The organism is Sphingomonas sp. SORGH_AS_0870 (genome assembly GCF_031453175.1).
In the GTDB taxonomy this organism is placed as follows: domain Bacteria; phylum Pseudomonadota; class Alphaproteobacteria; order Sphingomonadales; family Sphingomonadaceae; genus Sphingomonas.
Genome location: NZ_JAVIYW010000002.1, coordinates 169,531 through 185,311 on the forward strand (window position 1 = coordinate 169,531; position 15,781 = coordinate 185,311).

The 15,781-nt window shown below is 67.4% G+C and carries 15 protein-coding genes and 2 pseudogenes; 13 read left to right on the top strand and 4 right to left on the bottom strand.

Annotated features, from left to right (window positions below; genetic code table 11):
• The 4 genes from lepB to pyrE form a co-directional block, all read right to left on the bottom strand.
• Positions 1-957 (bottom strand): signal peptidase I, encoded by a 957-nt coding sequence (gene lepB, locus QE363_RS01135; protein ID WP_309690930.1) that lies wholly within the window; start codon positions 955-957, stop codon positions 1-3.
• Positions 954-1,364, bottom strand: coding sequence for a holo-ACP synthase (gene acpS, locus QE363_RS01140; RefSeq protein ID WP_309690932.1), 411 nt, complete (start codon positions 1,362-1,364; stop codon positions 954-956). The genes lepB and acpS overlap by 4 nt, the downstream gene beginning before the upstream one ends.
• A gap of 133 nt (positions 1,365-1,497) precedes the next feature.
• Positions 1,498-2,226: a pyridoxine 5'-phosphate synthase gene (locus QE363_RS01145; RefSeq protein WP_309690934.1), complete on the bottom strand. Its 729-nt coding sequence runs from the start codon at positions 2,224-2,226 to the stop codon at positions 1,498-1,500.
• Positions 2,223-2,807, bottom strand: a complete 585-nt coding sequence (pyrE, locus tag QE363_RS01150; RefSeq protein WP_307101501.1) for an orotate phosphoribosyltransferase — start codon at positions 2,805-2,807, stop codon at positions 2,223-2,225. Before pyrE ends, QE363_RS01145 begins: the two co-directional genes overlap by 4 nt.
• A 257-nt stretch (positions 2,808-3,064) precedes the next feature.
• Here pyrE and coxB point away from each other — a divergent pair, with 257 nt between their 5' ends.
• From coxB to thrC, 13 genes and pseudogenes are all read left to right on the top strand, one after another.
• Positions 3,065-4,225 (top strand): cytochrome c oxidase subunit II, encoded by a 1,161-nt coding sequence (coxB, locus tag QE363_RS01155; RefSeq protein WP_309690938.1) that lies wholly within the window; start codon positions 3,065-3,067, stop codon positions 4,223-4,225.
• 3 nt (positions 4,226-4,228) lie between these two features.
• A complete protein-coding gene (ctaD, locus tag QE363_RS01160) occupies positions 4,229-5,902 on the top strand; it encodes a cytochrome c oxidase subunit I (RefSeq protein ID WP_309690941.1) in 1,674 nt (557 codons plus the stop codon).
• 138 nt (positions 5,903-6,040) lie between these two features.
• On the top strand, positions 6,041-6,529 hold the full coding sequence (locus QE363_RS01165) for a hypothetical protein (protein ID WP_309690944.1): 489 nt from the start codon (positions 6,041-6,043) through the stop codon (positions 6,527-6,529).
• Positions 6,480-7,868, top strand: coding sequence for a DUF1800 domain-containing protein (locus QE363_RS01170; protein WP_309690946.1), 1,389 nt, complete (start codon positions 6,480-6,482; stop codon positions 7,866-7,868). Before QE363_RS01165 ends, QE363_RS01170 begins: the two co-directional genes overlap by 50 nt.
• Positions 7,868-9,256: a DUF1501 domain-containing protein gene (locus tag QE363_RS01175; RefSeq protein WP_309690948.1), complete on the top strand. Its 1,389-nt coding sequence runs from the start codon at positions 7,868-7,870 to the stop codon at positions 9,254-9,256. Before QE363_RS01170 ends, QE363_RS01175 begins: the two co-directional genes overlap by 1 nt.
• Before the next feature lie 227 nt (positions 9,257-9,483).
• Positions 9,484-10,546: pseudogene (locus QE363_RS01180) on the top strand (NAD(P)-dependent alcohol dehydrogenase).
• Positions 10,547-10,836: 290 nt separating this feature from the next.
• A pseudogene (locus QE363_RS01185) lies at positions 10,837-11,737 on the top strand (heme o synthase).
• Complete coding sequence (locus QE363_RS01190; RefSeq protein ID WP_307101516.1) at positions 11,734-11,868, top strand: hypothetical protein; 135 nt, start codon at positions 11,734-11,736, stop codon at positions 11,866-11,868. The pseudogene QE363_RS01185 and the gene QE363_RS01190 overlap by 4 nt, the downstream one beginning before the upstream one ends.
• Complete coding sequence (locus tag QE363_RS01195) at positions 11,868-12,407, top strand: cytochrome c oxidase assembly protein (protein WP_307101518.1); 540 nt, start codon at positions 11,868-11,870, stop codon at positions 12,405-12,407. Before QE363_RS01190 ends, QE363_RS01195 begins: the two co-directional genes overlap by 1 nt.
• Before the next feature lie 35 nt (positions 12,408-12,442).
• Positions 12,443-13,354 (top strand): cytochrome c oxidase subunit 3, encoded by a 912-nt coding sequence (locus QE363_RS01200; RefSeq protein ID WP_307101520.1) that lies wholly within the window; start codon positions 12,443-12,445, stop codon positions 13,352-13,354.
• Positions 13,314-13,754, top strand: coding sequence for a DUF983 domain-containing protein (locus QE363_RS01205; protein WP_405053155.1), 441 nt, complete (start codon positions 13,314-13,316; stop codon positions 13,752-13,754). Before QE363_RS01200 ends, QE363_RS01205 begins: the two co-directional genes overlap by 41 nt.
• Complete coding sequence (locus QE363_RS01210; protein WP_309690957.1) at positions 13,751-14,371, top strand: SURF1 family cytochrome oxidase biogenesis protein; 621 nt, start codon at positions 13,751-13,753, stop codon at positions 14,369-14,371. Before QE363_RS01205 ends, QE363_RS01210 begins: the two co-directional genes overlap by 4 nt.
• 13 nt (positions 14,372-14,384) lie before the next feature.
• Positions 14,385-15,773, top strand: a complete 1,389-nt coding sequence (thrC, locus tag QE363_RS01215) for a threonine synthase (protein WP_309690961.1) — start codon at positions 14,385-14,387, stop codon at positions 15,771-15,773.
• The last annotated feature ends 8 nt before the right edge of the window (positions 15,774-15,781 follow it).

Below are 15,781 nucleotides of genomic sequence, written 5' to 3' on the forward strand. Positions count from 1 at the left end.
TCAGTCCGCCTTGGCCGGATGCAGCGAGGTGCCCGCCCGGCCCGAGCGCAGCGATCCCCACCAGGTCAGCGGGTTCAGCGTCGCATCGCCGTCCAGGCTGAACGTCACGAACTCGGCCCGCCCGCCGATATTCTCATAGGGCACCGCGCCGCCCAGCCCCAGCTCGGCCAGCGAGAAGCGGCTGTCCGCCGAACGGTCGCGATTGTCGCCCATCAGGAAGACATGATTGGCCGGGATGGTGATCGGGCCGTAATTGTCGCCCGGGCTCCAGCCCAGCTCGACCGTGTCGTAGCGGCGGTTGTTGGGCAGCGTCTCGGTCACGATCGGCAGGTGGCAGACCCATTGGCCGCTCGCCAGCCGCACCTTCGCCCCGTCGCCATAGTCGGACGCGTTGCACGGGCTGTTGGTGTCGACCGGGATGTCGACATAATGGAGCGGCCCGCGCTTCACCGGCTGGCCGTTCAGGATGACGGTGCCGTCGCGCACCTCCAGCCGGTCGCCGGGCAGGCCGATGACCCGCTTGATATAGTCGTTATGCGTCCCCGGCGGGGTCACGATCACCACATCGCCGCGCGTCGGCAGCGAGCCGAAGAGGCGGCCATGGATGAAGGGCAGCTGGAAGCTCCAGCTGTCGGTCGGCTGGTGCAGCACGACCGATTTGAAGATCGCCACCGGATTGGGGATGGTCGGCGAGACGAAGGACCAGCCATAGGCGAATTTGCTGACGACCAGCCGGTCGCCGACGCGCAGGCCCGGCAGCATCGATTCGGACGGGATGTAGAAGGGCTTGGCGATGAAGCTGTGGAAGCCCAGCACGATCAGCAGCAGCCAGAACAGCCCCTTGACCTCGGACCACCAGTCGGTGCGCTTCCTGGGTCGGGGCGCGGAATCAGACGGCTGCGGCCCCGGCTGGTCCGTGGGCGAGCCCTGGTTGGTATCCAACACCGCGTCCTTCATGCGGAAACTTCCGGTCTTGCCTCGATCACCACAAAGGCCTGCGCCCAGGGGTGATCGTCGGTCATGGTCAAGTGAATATGCGCGACGTGGCCCGGCGGGGTCATCGCGTCAAGTCGTTCGCGCGCGCCGCCGGTCAGCACCAGCGTCGGCGCACCGCCGGGCCGGTTGACGACGCCGATGTCGCGCATGAACACGCCTTGCGCGAAACCCGTGCCCACCGCCTTGGAAAAGGCCTCCTTGGCGGCGAAGCGCTTGGCGTAGGTTCCGGCGCGGGTGAAGGGGCGTTTCGCCGCCTTGGCCTGCTCCACATCCGTAAAGCAGCGCGCCTCGAACCGGCCGCCATGACGGTCGAGCGCGGCCTGGATACGCTCGATATTGCAGAGGTCGGAGCCCAGACCGATGATCATGACATCCTCCCCGGCACGGGGAGGGGGACCGCCGCGGAGCGGTGGTGGAGGGGGTTCTCCACCACGCGAGTCATTTGGGGCGCTCCCCCTCCACCAGCCTGCGGCTGGTCCCCCTCCCCGTGCCGGGGAGGATTCACCGCGCCACGTCCATCGCGGCGCGCATCTTGCGGACCACTTCGGGCAGGCCGACGAACACCGCATCGGCGATCAGGAAATGGCCGATGTTCAGCTCGCGCACCTGCGGGATCGCCGCGATGGGGGCGACATTGTCATAGGTCAGGCCGTGACCGGCATGAACCTCGATCCCGTTCTTGGCGGCCAGCGCGGCGGCGTCCGACAGGCGACGGAGTTCCGCAGTGCGGTCCTCGCCGTCCAGCTCGGCATAGCGGCCGGTGTGAAGTTCGACCACCGGCACGCGCAGGGCCAGCGCCGCCTCGATCTGGCGGGGATCGGGTTCGATGAACAGCGAGACGCGGATGCCCGCCTCGCCCAACTGCGCCACCATCGGGGCCAGCCATTCGCGCTGCCCGGCGGCGTCCAGCCCGCCCTCGGTCGTGCGCTCCTCGCGCTTTTCGGGGACGATGCAGGCGGCGTGCGGGCGATGCTTCAGCGCGATGGCCAGCATCTCCTCCGTCGCCGCCATCTCCAGGTTCAGCGGCACGGTCAGTTCGGCCGACAGCCGCGCGATGTCGTCATCGGTGATATGCCGCCGGTCCTCGCGCAGATGCGCGGTGATGCCGTCGGCCCCCGCCTCGGCCGCGATCAGCGCCGCCTTGACCGGATCGGGATAGCCCGCCCCGCGCGCGTTGCGCACGGTCGCGACATGGTCGATATTGACCCCCAGCCGCAGATGCCCGCTCATGCCGCCGCGCGGCTCCCCGGCTTGATCGCGGGGATCGCGGCCAGTTCGGGCGGCAGCTCATCGGGGCTGTAGCTGGGCACGTCGAGGCGGATCAGCGGGAAGAAGGGCACGCCCAGATCGGCCGCGCCGTTGGAACGATCGACCAGCGAGGCCGCCGCGATCGTCTGTCCCCCTTCGCGCGCGATGGCGGCGATCGCCTCCCGGCTCGACAGCCCGGTGGTGACCACGTCCTCCATCATCAGCACCTTCTGACCTGCATCAAGCCGGAAGCCGCGACGCAGGTGGAAGGTTCCCTCGGGCCGCTCTAGGAACATGCCCGGTACGCCCAGCGCGCGCGCCATTTCATGGCCGACGATCACGCCGCCCATCGCCGGGGCGACGACCGCGCTGATCTGCGCCCTGATCTCGGCCGGAATCTTGGCCGCCACCGCCTCGCACAGCCGCGCCGCGCGCGCCGGGTCCATCAGGACGCGCGCGCACTGCAGATAGCGGGGGCTGCGCAGGCCCGAGGACAGGATGAAATGCCCCTCGAGGAGCGCCTCGGCGGCGCGGAACTCGGCAAGGACGTCGTCATCGGTCATGCGGGGCAACTCCGGCAGGTCGTTATCAGATGACCCGGCCTCATAGGATCGCGCCTGCGCGGGCGCAATCATGGTCGCGACAGCTATGGGTTGAGGGGGCGCGGTCCCGTGCTATAGTCCATCTAACAAGAACGACATGACGCCCCGCCCGCGACCCGTCGGACCACGATGGGCGGGCGAGGGAGATGGGAGACGAGAGCGGGATGAGCGAGGCCAAGCGCATGTCCGGACCCCGGAGGATGAGGATGCCCAGACGGATGAAGGCGATCGCGATCGCCGCCGGGATGGGATGCGCCGCGCTGTCGGGAACCGCCCTTGCGACTCCGGCCGCGCCCGCCAGGCCCGTCCCCCAGGCCGCGGCCGAGGGTGCGGGCGTCGCCAACACCGCGCCGACCAGCGCCGCCGCGCCCGCCACCGCCGCCCCGACCAGCCCGCTGCTGGCGCAGGACGGCGCGCCCGCGACCACCATCGACCCGAAGGTCGGCCTGCCGATCGACGGCCGCATCGGGCTCCAGCCGCAGGTGACGAAGAACGGCGAGTTCGCGCACTGGATGCACAATGGCGTGCTGGTGCCGGTCATCACCGCCATCTGCGTCCTCGTCCTGCTGCTGCTCGCCTGGGTCGTCTTCCGCTATCGCCGGGCCGCCAATCCGGTGCCGTCCAAGACCAGCCACAACACGCTGGTCGAGGTGCTGTGGACGCTGGGCCCCGTCGTCGTCCTGGTCCTGATCGCCATCCCCTCGATCGGGCTGCTCCAGGCGCAGTTCAAGCCCGCGCCCGCCGGGGCCGTCACGCTGAAGGCGATCGGCAACCAATGGTATTGGACCTATCAATATCCGGATCATGGCGGGATCGAGATCACCGCCAACATGCTGAAGGAAAAGGATCAGGTGGCGCCGGGTGAGCGGGCGCGCACCGATGCCGACGGCCCACGCCTGCTGGCGGTGGACAATCGCATCGTCCTGCCCGTCGGGGTGCCGATCCGCCTGATCACCACCTCCAACGACGTCATCCATAGCTGGGCGATCCCGGCCTTCTGGATGAAGCTGGACGCGGTGCCCGGCCGGTTGAACGAGACGAGCTTCACCATCGAGAAGCCGGGCCTGTATTTCGGGCAATGTTCGGAACTGTGCGGCGCGCGCCATGCCTTCATGCCGATCGCGGTGCAGGCGGTGCCCCCGGCGCAGTTCGCAGCATGGGTCGCGGCCAAGGGCGGCAAGATGCCGGGTTCGGCCGCTCCCTCCTCCTCGGTCATTCCGCAGCCCGGGGCCGAGGGTTCGGCGGCCGAAGCGGCGCAGGCCAATGCCGCCGACGCGGTGACGGGTCCGGCCGAAAACGCCTCCACGCCCGCCCAGTCCCCCTCTTCCGCGCAAGGCGCCACCGGCAATCCGGCGGGCCCCGGCAACGCTGGACAATAAGCCATGACCGACACCGCACTTCACCCCGGATCGGCTTTCGTCGGTCATGACGACCATCACCACGCGCATCATGACGCCGATCACAAGCCCGGCTTCTTCGCGCGCTGGTTCCTGTCGACCAACCACAAGGATATCGGCACCCTCTATCTGATCTTCGCGATCGTGGCGGGGATCATCGGCGGCGCGATCTCGGGCCTGATGCGCGCCGAGCTGCGTGAGCCGGGCATCCAGTATCTGGGCATCTGGGCGGGGATGCTGCACGGCGGCGCGCAGAGCCTCGACCAGTCGCTGCACCTGTGGAACGTGCTCATCACAGCACACGGCCTCATCATGGTGTTCTTCATGGTGATGCCCGCGATGATCGGCGGGTTCGGCAACTGGTTCGTGCCGATCATGATCGGCGCGCCCGACATGGCGTTCCCGCGCATGAACAACGTGTCCTTCTGGCTGCTGATCCCGGCCTTCACGCTGCTGCTCGCCTCGCCCTTCTTCGGGTCGGGCGCGGGGGTGGGCTGGACCGCCTATGCCCCGCTATCGACCTTCGGCGAGCCGGGGCCGTCGGTCGACATGGCGATCCTGTCGCTCCATCTGGCGGGCGCATCGTCGATCCTGGGGGCGATCAACTTCATCACCACCATCTTCAACATGCGCGCGCCGGGCATGACGCTGCACAAGATGCCGCTGTTCGTCTGGTCGGTGCTGGTGACGGCCTTCCTGCTGCTGCTGTCGCTGCCGGTGCTGGCCGCCGCGATCACCATGTTGCTGACCGACCGCAATTTCGGGACGACCTTCTTCGACCCTGCCGGGGGCGGCGACCCGATCCTGTACCAGCACCTCTTCTGGTTCTTCGGCCATCCCGAAGTGTACATCATGATCCTGCCGGGCTTCGGCATCGTCAGCCAGATCATCGCGACCTTCAGCCGCAAGCCCGTCTTCGGCTATCTCGGCATGGCCTATGCCATGGTCGCGATCGGCGTGGTCGGCTTCGTCGTGTGGGCGCACCATATGTTCGCCACCGGCCTGTCGGTGAACACCAAGATGTATTTCACTGCCGCGACGATGATCATCGCGGTGCCGACCGGCATCAAGATCTTCTCGTGGATCGCGACCATGTGGGGCGGCTCGCTGACCTTCAAGACGCCGATGGTCTGGGCGATCGGCTTCATCTTCATGTTCACCGTCGGCGGCGTGACCGGCGTGGTGCTCGCGAACGGCGGTATCGACGATTACATGCACGACACCTATTATGTCGTCGCGCACTTCCACTATGTCCTGTCGCTGGGCGCGGTCTTCGCGCTGTTCGCGGGCTTCTATTACTGGTTCCCGAAAATGTCGGGGAAGATGTATAGCGAGCTGCTCGGCCAGCTGCATTTCTGGGTCTTCTTCGCGGGTGTGAACCTGTTGTTCTTCCCGATGCACTTCCTGGGGCTCCAGGGGATGCCGCGCCGCTATCCCGACTATCCGGATGCCTTCGCGCTGTGGAACAAGGTCGCGACCCACGGCTATGAGATCATGGCGGCGGGCATGGCGATCTTCTTCATCAACCTGATCTGGTCGCTGATCGCGGGCAAGCCGGCGGGCGACAATCCGTGGGGCGAGGGCGCGACGACGCTGGAATGGACACTGTCCAGCCCGCCGCCCTATCACCAGTTCGAGACGCTGCCGCGCATCGACTGACCGCCCGCCTCCCCACCGCCCTTGCAAGACCCCGGAGCATCGCCTCCGGGGTCTTTTGCATGTCCGGCATGCCAATATGGAGCCCGTGATGCCGCGAGCCGCCCCTGAGCTGCGACGAACGACGGAACCTTTCACCGATTGTTATCCACAGATGCGGCACATATCGTCCTGCCGCAACGGGCGGCGGGTTGGCGGGATAGCGCGGCGATGCAGCGGGACGAACCTACGGTCAGCATCCGACCGGCGGAGGCGACCGGAGAAAGGGACGCGGACTTCCTCCTGTCCGAACATCGGGCAGGCGGGCCGGGTCCGATCGCGCGACACGGCGCGAGCGGCGCGGCGATGCTGCCCATGCTGGCGCTCGCGGCCTGTGGCGGCGGGGGCGGCGGAAGCACGGGGGCCACCGGCACCGGCGCGGGCGGTTCGACCACCACGCCGGTCGTCGTCGTCACCCCCTCTCCCACCACCACCGAGGCGAGTCGGTTCCTGGCGCAGGCGACGATGGGCGCGACCCGCAGCGGGATCGATGCGGTCGTGTCGCGCGGCTATGACGGCTGGCTGACCGATCCAGTTCGCGATGACACGGGCGACCAGCCATTGGGACTGGCTGACTGCGAACGGCTATGACGCGGCGGCCAACCGCAACTCGCTCGCAGGGCTCGACCCGACTCTGTGGCGCCAGATGATCGTCGAGCCCGACCAGCTGCGCCAGCGGGTGGGCATGGCGCTGCTCGACATCCTCGTCGTCGGGGTGGACGGCATCAACGATGCATGGCGCGCCTTCAGCATGGCGGCCTATGTCGACATCCTGCTCGACAACGCCTTCGGCAATTATCGCGACCTGCTGGGCGCGGTGACGACCAGCTTCGCGATGGGCAGCTATCTGACCTATCTGTCGAACCGCAAGGCCAATGCCGCGACCGGCGCGCAGCCCGACGAGAATTACGCGCGCGAGCTGATGCAGCTGTTCACGCTCGGCCTCTATCAGCTCAACATGGACGGATCGCCCCGGCTGAACGGCGGGCAGCCGATCGAGACCTATAACCAGGCCGATGTGTCGGGACTGGCGCGCATCTTCACCGGGCTGGTCCCCGCGACGAACGACAGCGCGACCCCGGCGCGCTATCGCCAGCCGCTAGTGATGAACGCCGCGCTGAACGAAACCGGCGCGTCCAGCTTTCTGGGCACGACCGTGTCGGGCGGCGGCATGGCGGGGATCAAGGCGGCGCTGGACACGATCTTCGCGCATCCCAATGTCGCGCCCTTCATCTCGAAACAGCTGATCCAGCGGCTCGTCACCAGCAATCCCTCCCCCGCCTATGTCACCCGCGTCGCGACCGCATTCGCCGACAATGGCCAGGGGGTGCGCGGCGACATGAAGGCGGTGATCCGCGCCATCCTGCTCGACAGCGAAGCCCGCACCCTGTCCAGCGCCACCACCGCGGGCAAGCTGCGCGAGCCGGTGCTGCGGCTGACCGGCTGGGCGCGCGCCTTCGGTGTCACCTCGCCGTCCAATGGCTGGGCGATCGGCGACACCTCCAATCCCGCCAACCGGCTGGGACAGAGCAAGGGCCGCAGCCCCTCGGTCTTCAACTTCTACCGGCCCGGCTACACCCCGGCGGGGACCAGCATCGCCAGCGCCGGGCTGGTCGCGCCCGAGTTCCAGATCACCAACGAACAAAGCGTCATGGGCTATGTGAACTATATGTACGGCCTGATCGCCAACGGCACCGGCGATGTGAAGGCGGACTATAGCGCGATCCTGACCAAGGCGGCCGATGCGCAGGCGCTGGTCGACGAGGTGAACCTGGTCCTCGCCGCCGGGCAGCTCTCCACCGCGACGCTGGCCGCGATCCGGGGCGCGGTCGACAGCGTGTCGGCCACCGCGACCAACGGCGCGATCAACCGGGTCGGCATCGCGATCCTGCTGACCATGGCCTCCCCCGACTATCTGACCCTGCGGTGATGAGCATGATCCACGATCAGTCCCGACGCGCCTTCCTGAAGCGCAGCGCGCTGCTCGGCCTGGCGGGTACGGCCACCCCCTTCGTCACCAGCCTGGCCGCGATCGGCGAGGCGGCGGCGGCCACCGCGTCGGACTATAAGGCGCTGGTCTGCGTGTTCCTGTATGGCGGCAACGACTATGCCAACACGCTCGTCCCCTATGACGAGACCAGCTTCGCGGCCTATCGCGCGGCGCGCGCCAATATCGGCTATCAGCGCGACGCGCTGGCGGGCAGCATCCTCAATCCCGCCGTCGCGCTGCCGGGGGGCCGCGCCTATGCACTGTCGCCATCGATGCCCGAGATGAGCCAGCTGTTCGCGGCGGGCAAGATGGCGGTGGCGCTGAACGTCGGCACGCTGGTCGAACCCACGACCAAGACGCAATATGCCAACCGCACCGTCAGGCTGCCGCCGAAGCTCTTCAGCCACAACGACCAGCAGAGCTTCTTCCAGGCCTCGACGCCCGAGGGCGCGACGAGCGGCTGGGGCGGGCGGATCGGCGACGTGTTCCAGAGCGGCAACGGCGCCGCCGCGCTGACCTGCATCAACACCAGCGGCAACGCCGTCTATCTGACCGGGCGCAGCGCGATCCAATATGCGGTGGGCACGGGCGGGCCGGTGGCGCTGCTCGGCGGCAGCCGGACGCTCTATGGCTCGTCATCGGCGCTCGAGACGCTGCGCGGGCTGATGACCACCGAGCCGGGCTTTGCGATGGCGAGCGAACATGCCCGGATCAGCAAGCGCGCGCTCGACATCCAGGCGCAGTTGAGCAGCGCGCTGGCCGGGGCGCCCGCCGCCAATTTCCCGCTCTTCCCCTCCGGCAACACGCTGGCCGACCAGCTGAAGATGGTCGCGCGGATGATCGCGATCAGCCAGACGCTGGGGCTGAAGCGGCAGGTCTTCTTCGTCTCGATGGGCGGGTTCGACCTGCACGACAATCTGGTCGCGCAGCATCCGGGGCTGCTCGCCAAGGTGTCGGCGGCGATGAAGGCCTTTTACGACACCACCGCCGCGATGGGCGTCGCCAATCAGGTGACCAGCTTCACCGCCTCCGACTTCGGGCGGACGCTACAGTCCAATGACGACGGTTCCGACCATGGCTGGGGCGGCATGCATTTCGTGGTCGGCGGCGCGGTGCGGGGGCAGCGTTTCTATGGCAAGGCGCCGATCGTCGGCACGAACAGCAGCGACGATGTCGGGCAAGGCCGCCTGCTGCCCACCATGTCGGTCGACCAATATGCCGCGACGCTGGCCAGTTGGTTCGGGATCGACTCGGGCGGCTTGCGGACCGTGCTTCCCAATATCGGCAATTACGACGCCTCGACCTGGAACGAGGGATTCATGGGATAGGATCGGGGCCGGGATACCGCCTTTCCCGGCCGGTTCCGGACAATCTTTGCCCCCCACAGCATGGCCGCCAATAGTATAGTGATAATATAACATCCTGCATTCCGGCGATTATCCGATCATCAACGATCGGAAAAACTTGCCCTTCTCTTGGCTGGCACGCGACTCCGCCCGCCCCATATGGGCGCCGCGATCCTTCGGTCGCGTCACAGATTTCCAGAGGAGCTTCCATGCCCACTCCCGCCAAGGGCTATGCCGCCCAGTCGGCCGAGACCCCGCTCGCGCCCTTTTCCTTCGAGCGTCGCGATCCGCAGGGCGACGATGTCGCGATCGACATCCTCTATTGCGGGGTCTGCCACTCCGACCTGCACACCGCGCGGAGCGAATGGGCGGGCACCCAATATCCGTGCGTACCGGGCCATGAAATCGTCGGGCGCGTGACAGCCGTCGGCGATGCCGTGACCAAGTATAAGGTCGGCGATCTGGTCGGCGTCGGCTGCATGGTCGACAGTTGCGGCCATTGCCCGTCCTGCCATGACGGCGAGGAGCAATATTGCGAGACGACCGGCTTTGTCGGCACCTATAACGGCCCCGACCCCGTGCTGGGAGGCCATACCTTTGGCGGCTATTCCGACCATATCGTGGTCAAGGAAGGCTTCGTCCTGAAGATCAACCATGACGATGCCGATCTGGCCGCCGTCGCGCCTCTGCTCTGCGCCGGGATCACCACCTATTCGCCGCTGCGCCACTGGAAGGTCGGGCCGGGCCAGAAGGTCGGCATCGTGGGTCTGGGCGGCCTGGGCCATATGGGCGTGAAGATCGCCGCCGCGATGGGGGCCGAGGTCTATGTCTTCTCGACCTCGCCGGGCAAGCGCGACGACGCCAAGCGGCTGGGCGCCAAGGACCTGATCGTGTCGAAGGACGCCGATCAGATGGCCGAACATGCGAACAGCTTCGACTTCATCCTGAACACCGTGGCGGCCCCGCACGACCTGGACCAGTTCCTCGTCCTGCTGAAGCGCGACGGGACGATGACGCTGGTCGGCGTGCCCGACTCGCCGCACCCGTCGCCCTCGGTCGGCAATCTCGTCTTCCGCCGCCGGTCGCTGGCAGGCTCGCTGATCGGCGGCATCGCCGAGACGCAGGAGATGCTGGACTTCTGCCACCAGCACGGCCTGACCGCCGATATCGAGATGATCGCGATGGACGAGGTCAACACCCGCCTATGACCGGATGCAGAAGAGCGATGTGAAATATCGCTTCGTCATCGACATGGCGACGCTGAAGGGCTGAGGACGATTTAAGCTACGCCCTCGGCACTGGGCACGCCCCTCCCGCAGGCGGGAGGGGATGGGGGAGGGCAGAGCCACAGACGTTGCCCTCTGTGAGACCTCCGGCCCTCCCCCCGTCCCCCTCCCGCTTGCGGGAGGGGGTGCGCTCTTGGCGGGCGGGGCCATATTCTTCTCCCCATCCCGCAGGCGGGGGAGGGGGCGCCCCAGAGGTTGACCTTGATGGCCCCCCCAGCCCCGGCAAAGACGCTTCGATTGCCCCCCTCCCCGCCAAGCTCTATATGCGGGACTCCCATGTCCAGCATTCCCTCTTCCGTTTTCGTGCCCGCCGACTGGCGCGACTTTCTCGCCCTGACCAAGCCGCGGGTGATGACGCTGGTCGTGTTCACCGGCCTGTGCGGAATGCTGGCCGCGCCGGTGGGGATCGATCGCGGTGATCGGCTTCACCGCCATATTGTGCATCGCGCTGGGCGCGGGGGCGGCGGGGGCGCTCAACCAATGGTATGAGGCGGACCTGGATGCGCTGATGAAGCGCACCGCCAAGCGTCCGCTGCCCGCCGGTCGGATGACCCGCGAGTCGGCGCTGCATTTCGGGGTGGGGCTGGCCTGTTTCTCGGTCCTGCTGATGGGGCTGGCGGTCAATTACGTTGCCGCGGGCATCCTGACCGTCTCGATCCTGTTCTACGTCCTCGTCTATACCGTCTGGCTGAAACGGCGGACGCCGCAGAATATCGTCATCGGCGGCGCGGCGGGGGCGTTTCCGCCGCTGATCGGCTGGGCCGCCGCGACCGGCGAAGTGGCGCTGCTGCCCTTCCTGCTGTTCAGCCTCGTCTTCCTGTGGACGCCGCCGCATTTCTGGGCGCTCGCGCTGTTCGTGAAGACCGATTACGCCAATGCGGGCGTGCCGATGCTGCCCGTCGTCGCGGGCGAGCGGGTGACGCGGGCGCAGATCGGGCTCTACACCATCCCGATGGCCATCGCCGCCGTCGCCCCCTGGCCGCTGGGCCTGACGGGTGCGATCTATGGCGCGATCGCCAGCGTCGGGACCGCAATCTTCGCCGCCTATGCCGCGGTGGTCGCCTTTCGCCACACCCGGCCCGACGATGCGATGAAGCCCGAAAAGCGGCTGTTCAAATATTCGATCCTCTATCTTTTCCTTCTCTTCGGCGCGCTGGTGGTGGATCGTTGGGCATGACGCCTGACGATTCGAATCGGATTCGCGCCAAGCAGCGCGCCCGTGCCATGGTGATGGCCCTGCTGCTCGGCTTCCTGGTCGTGCTGATCTTCTTCATCACCCTGTCGAAGATCCGGTCGGGGATGCACTGATGCGGCTGACCCGCCAGGCCCGGACGGTCGCGTTCGCGCTGTTCGGCGTGGTGTTCATGACCGGCCTCGCCTTTGCCAGCGTGCCGCTCTACCGCATGTTCTGTCAGGTGACGGGCTATCAGGGCACGACCCAGCGCGGGGCCGCCGCGCCGGGCAGCGTCCACCGCCAGATCCGCGTCGATTTCGACGCCAATGTCTCCTCGCGGCTGGCCTGGACCTTCAAGCCCGAAAACCCGCACGAGACGGTCGATATCGGCGCGCGCGACATGGTGTTCTTCACCGCGACCAACAATGCGAAGGTGCCCGTCACCGGCACCGCGACCTTCAACGTCACCCCCGACCAGGCGGGGCGCTATTTCACCAAGATCCAGTGCTTCTGCTTCACCCAGCAGACGCTGCAACCCGGTGAGACCGCGCGGATGCCGGTGATCTTCTTCATCGACCCCAAGATCCTGAACGATCCCGATGCCAGGGACATCGAGACCATCACCCTGTCCTATACATTTTACCCGGTGGATTCGGGGAAGAAAGCGGGTTAGCCTCCCCCTCAAAAGAGAAACATAGGGACGGGATCATGGCTGGCGCGAAGAACCACGACTATCATATCCTGCCGCCGAGCCCCTGGCCGCTGGCCAGTTCGATGTCGGCGCTGCTCATGGCCTCGGGCGCGATCATGTGGATGCACAGCGCGCCCGGCGGCGGCTGGGCGTTCCTGGCGGGGCTGGCGGCGGTGCTGTTCTGCATGGGCAGCTGGTGGGCCGATGTCGTGCGCGAGGCGCATCATGGCGACCATACCCCCGTCGTCCAGCTGCATTTCCGATACGGCATGATCCTGTTCATCGCGTCGGAGGTGATGTTCTTCGTCGGCTGGTTCTGGGCCTTTTTCGACTTCGCGCTGTTCCCGACCGCGATGAGCTTCGTCGACGGACAGGTGGAGCGCGCGACCGAGGGCGCCGCCGCCATCGCCGCGACCTGGCCGCCCAAGGGGCTGGAGGTGATCGACGCCTTCAAGCTGCCCTTGCTCAACACGCTGATCCTGCTGACCAGCGGCACCACCGTCACCTGGGCGCACCATGCACTGATCCACAACCAGCGCGGCGGCGAGAAGCGCGGCCTGTGGGGCGTGCTGGGCGTCGGCGACCGGGACGGCGTGCTGAAGGGGCTGTGGCTGACGGTCGTGCTGGGCCTGATCTTCAGTTCGATCCAGGCCTATGAATATGTCCACGCGCCCTTCCCCTTCAAGGGGATCAACTATGGCGCGGCCTTCTTCATGGCGACCGGGTTCCACGGGTTCCACGTCATCGTCGGCACCATCTTCCTGATCGTCTGCCTGATCCGCGCCTATCGCGGCGACTTCACCCCGCGCCAGCATTTCGGGTTCGAGGCGGCGGCCTGGTACTGGCATTTCGTCGACGTGGTGTGGCTGTTCCTGTTCGTCACCATCTATGTCTGGGGTGGCTGGGGCGCGCCGGTCCATAGTGGCTGAGTTTACGCGGCCCACCATCGCGCAGGCCGCATTCGGGGGGCTGTGTCCGCGTTGCGGCCAGCCCCATTTGTTTGCCGGGCCGCTGCTGTCCGCGCAGGTCGTGACCTTCGCCGATCGCTGCGTGGCGTGCGGGCTGGACTTCACCCGCTTCAATGTCGGTGACGGCCCGGCGGCCTTCCTGACGCTGATCCTGGGCACGGTCGTCACCATCGCGGCGATCGCGGTCGAGCTGACGTTGCATCCGCCGCTCTGGCTGCACATGCTGATCTGGCTGCCGCTGACCGCCATCGGCGTCGTCTATACCCTGCGCGTCGCCAAGGGCGCGCTGATGGCCGCCGAATATCGCAACGAAGCGCGCGAGGGCGCGGTCGCCAGACCCGATGCGGACGACGACGCATGAAGCGGGTGCCGGTCCTGCCCACGCTGATCGTCGGGCTGGCGGTCGCGGCGATGATCGCGCTGGGGCTGTGGCAGTTGCTCGATCGGTTGCCGCAAAAGGAGGCCTATCTGGCGCAGCTGGCCGCCAACCCCGCCAGGCCGCCCATCGCCTTTCCGCTGTTCCCCGACGACAGCCTGCTCTTCCGCCGCACCGTCGCCGAGTGCCGACCGCCCGTCACGGTGCGCCGCGCCGGGGCCGGGGCGGCGGGGTTCCGGCTGATCGCGACCTGTTCGGTGCAACACGGCGCGATGCAGGTGCAGCTGGGCACCACCCATGATCCGCGCAAGGCGATCGCCTGGCCCGGCGGCCGGGTGACGGGCTATGTCGCCCATGCCCCCGACGGCCGCTCGCTGATCCAGTCGGCCTTCGACCACCGACCGCAAGCCATGCTGCTGGTCGCGGACAGCCCGGCCGCCGGACTGGAGCCCAACCCCAGTCCCGATATCGACGCGGTGCCCAACAACCACCTGGTCTATGCCGTGCAATGGTTCCTGTTCGCCGCCATCGCCGCAATTATCTATGCTTTGGCGGTCGTTCGACGCAATCGAATGGTTGTGATGACCGACACACACGGTTAAGCCGCACCGCATCATGCGCTATCACAGTACCCGCGGCTCCGCCCCCGTCCTCGATTTCCGGGGCGCGACCCTGGCCGGTCTCGCCAGCGATGGCGGGCTCTATGTTCCCGAAGCCTGGCCGACCCTGACGCCCGAAGAGATTGAGGGGCTGGCGGGCCTGTCCTATGCGCAGACCGCCGCAAGGATCATGGCGCCGTTCGTCGGCGACAGCCTGACCGCCGAGGAGCTCCAGGACCTGTGCGACGCCGCCTATGGCCGCTTCTCGCACGCCGCCGTGACGCCTTTGGTCCAGCTGGACCATGACCAGTGGCTGCTGGAGCTGTTCCACGGCCCCACGCTGGCGTTCAAGGACGTCGCGCTCCAGATGCTGGGCCTGTTGTTCGAGCGGTTACTGCGCGGCACCGAGACGCGGCTGACCATCGTCGGCGCGACCAGCGGCGATACCGGATCGGCGGCGATCGACGCGGTGGCGGGGCGCGCCAATATCGACATCTTCATGCTGCACCCGGCGGGGCGCGTGACCGAGATCCAGCGGCGGCAGATGACCACGGTCCTCGCCCCCAATGTCCACAATATCGCGATCGAGGGCAATTTCGACGACGCGCAGGCGCTGGTGAAGGCGATGTTCAACGACCGCGCCTTTGCCGATCGTCACACCCTGTCGGCGGTCAACTCGATCAACTGGGCGCGGTTGATGGCGCAGGTCGTCTATTATTTCTACGCCGCCGTCCGGCTGGGCGCGCCGGGCAAGCGCATCGCCTTTTCGGTGCCGACGGGCAATTTCGGCGACGTGTTCGCGGGCTATGTCGCGGCGCGCATGGGCCTGCCGGTCGAGCGGCTGATCGTCGCGACCAACGTCAACGACATCCTCCACCGCGCGCTGTCCTCGGGCGATTATTCCAAGGGGCAGGTGCAGGCGACCGCGACGCCGTCGATGGACATCCAGGTCAGCTCCAATTTCGAGCGGCTGCTGTTCGACGCGAACGGCCGCGACGGCGCGGCGCTGGCGGCGCAGATGAAGGGCTTCGAATCGTCGGGCGCGATGCGGCTGACCAATGCGCAGAGCCAGAATATCGCCCCGCTCTTCACGAGCGCACGGGTCGATGCCGACGATATGAGCCGCGCGATGCGCTGGGCCGCCGAGTCGACCGGGCAGATCCTCGACCCGCACACCGCCATCGCGCTGTCCGCCGCACGGGCGAGCGACGTCGCGGTGCCCGTCGTGACGCTGGCCACCGCGCATCCGGCCAAGTTCACCGACGCGGTCGAGCGCGCGACCGGGGTGCGGCCCCCGCTGCCCCCCCGCGTCGGCGACCTGTTCGAGCGCGAGGAACGCTTCACCACCCTGCCCGCCACCTTCGACGCGGTGACGGCCTTTATCGACGGGCATGGTTTGCGCTAACGCAGCGC

Excerpts from the sequence above, each read along its gene's own strand:
- lepB (WP_309690930.1), bottom strand. The coding sequence starts at position 957 with ATGAAGGACGCGGTGTTGGATACCAACCAGGGCTCGCCCACGGACCAG.
- acpS (WP_309690932.1), bottom strand. The coding sequence starts at position 1,364 with ATGATCATCGGTCTGGGCTCCGACCTCTGCAATATCGAGCGTATCCAG.
- QE363_RS01145 (WP_309690934.1), bottom strand. The coding sequence starts at position 2,226 with ATGAGCGGGCATCTGCGGCTGGGGGTCAATATCGACCATGTCGCGACC.
- pyrE (WP_307101501.1), bottom strand. The coding sequence starts at position 2,807 with ATGACCGATGACGACGTCCTTGCCGAGTTCCGCGCCGCCGAGGCGCTC.
- coxB (WP_309690938.1), top strand. The coding sequence starts at position 3,065 with ATGAAGGCGATCGCGATCGCCGCCGGGATGGGATGCGCCGCGCTGTCG.
- ctaD (WP_309690941.1), top strand. The coding sequence starts at position 4,229 with ATGACCGACACCGCACTTCACCCCGGATCGGCTTTCGTCGGTCATGAC.
- QE363_RS01170 (WP_309690946.1), top strand. The coding sequence starts at position 6,480 with ATGACACGGGCGACCAGCCATTGGGACTGGCTGACTGCGAACGGCTAT.
- QE363_RS01175 (WP_309690948.1), top strand. The coding sequence starts at position 7,868 with ATGAGCATGATCCACGATCAGTCCCGACGCGCCTTCCTGAAGCGCAGC.
- QE363_RS01190 (WP_307101516.1), top strand. The coding sequence starts at position 11,734 with ATGACGCCTGACGATTCGAATCGGATTCGCGCCAAGCAGCGCGCCCGT.
- QE363_RS01195 (WP_307101518.1), top strand. The coding sequence starts at position 11,868 with ATGCGGCTGACCCGCCAGGCCCGGACGGTCGCGTTCGCGCTGTTCGGC.
- QE363_RS01200 (WP_307101520.1), top strand. The coding sequence starts at position 12,443 with ATGGCTGGCGCGAAGAACCACGACTATCATATCCTGCCGCCGAGCCCC.
- QE363_RS01205 (WP_405053155.1), top strand. The coding sequence starts at position 13,314 with ATGTCTGGGGTGGCTGGGGCGCGCCGGTCCATAGTGGCTGAGTTTACG.
- QE363_RS01210 (WP_309690957.1), top strand. The coding sequence starts at position 13,751 with ATGAAGCGGGTGCCGGTCCTGCCCACGCTGATCGTCGGGCTGGCGGTC.
- thrC (WP_309690961.1), top strand. The coding sequence starts at position 14,385 with ATGCGCTATCACAGTACCCGCGGCTCCGCCCCCGTCCTCGATTTCCGG.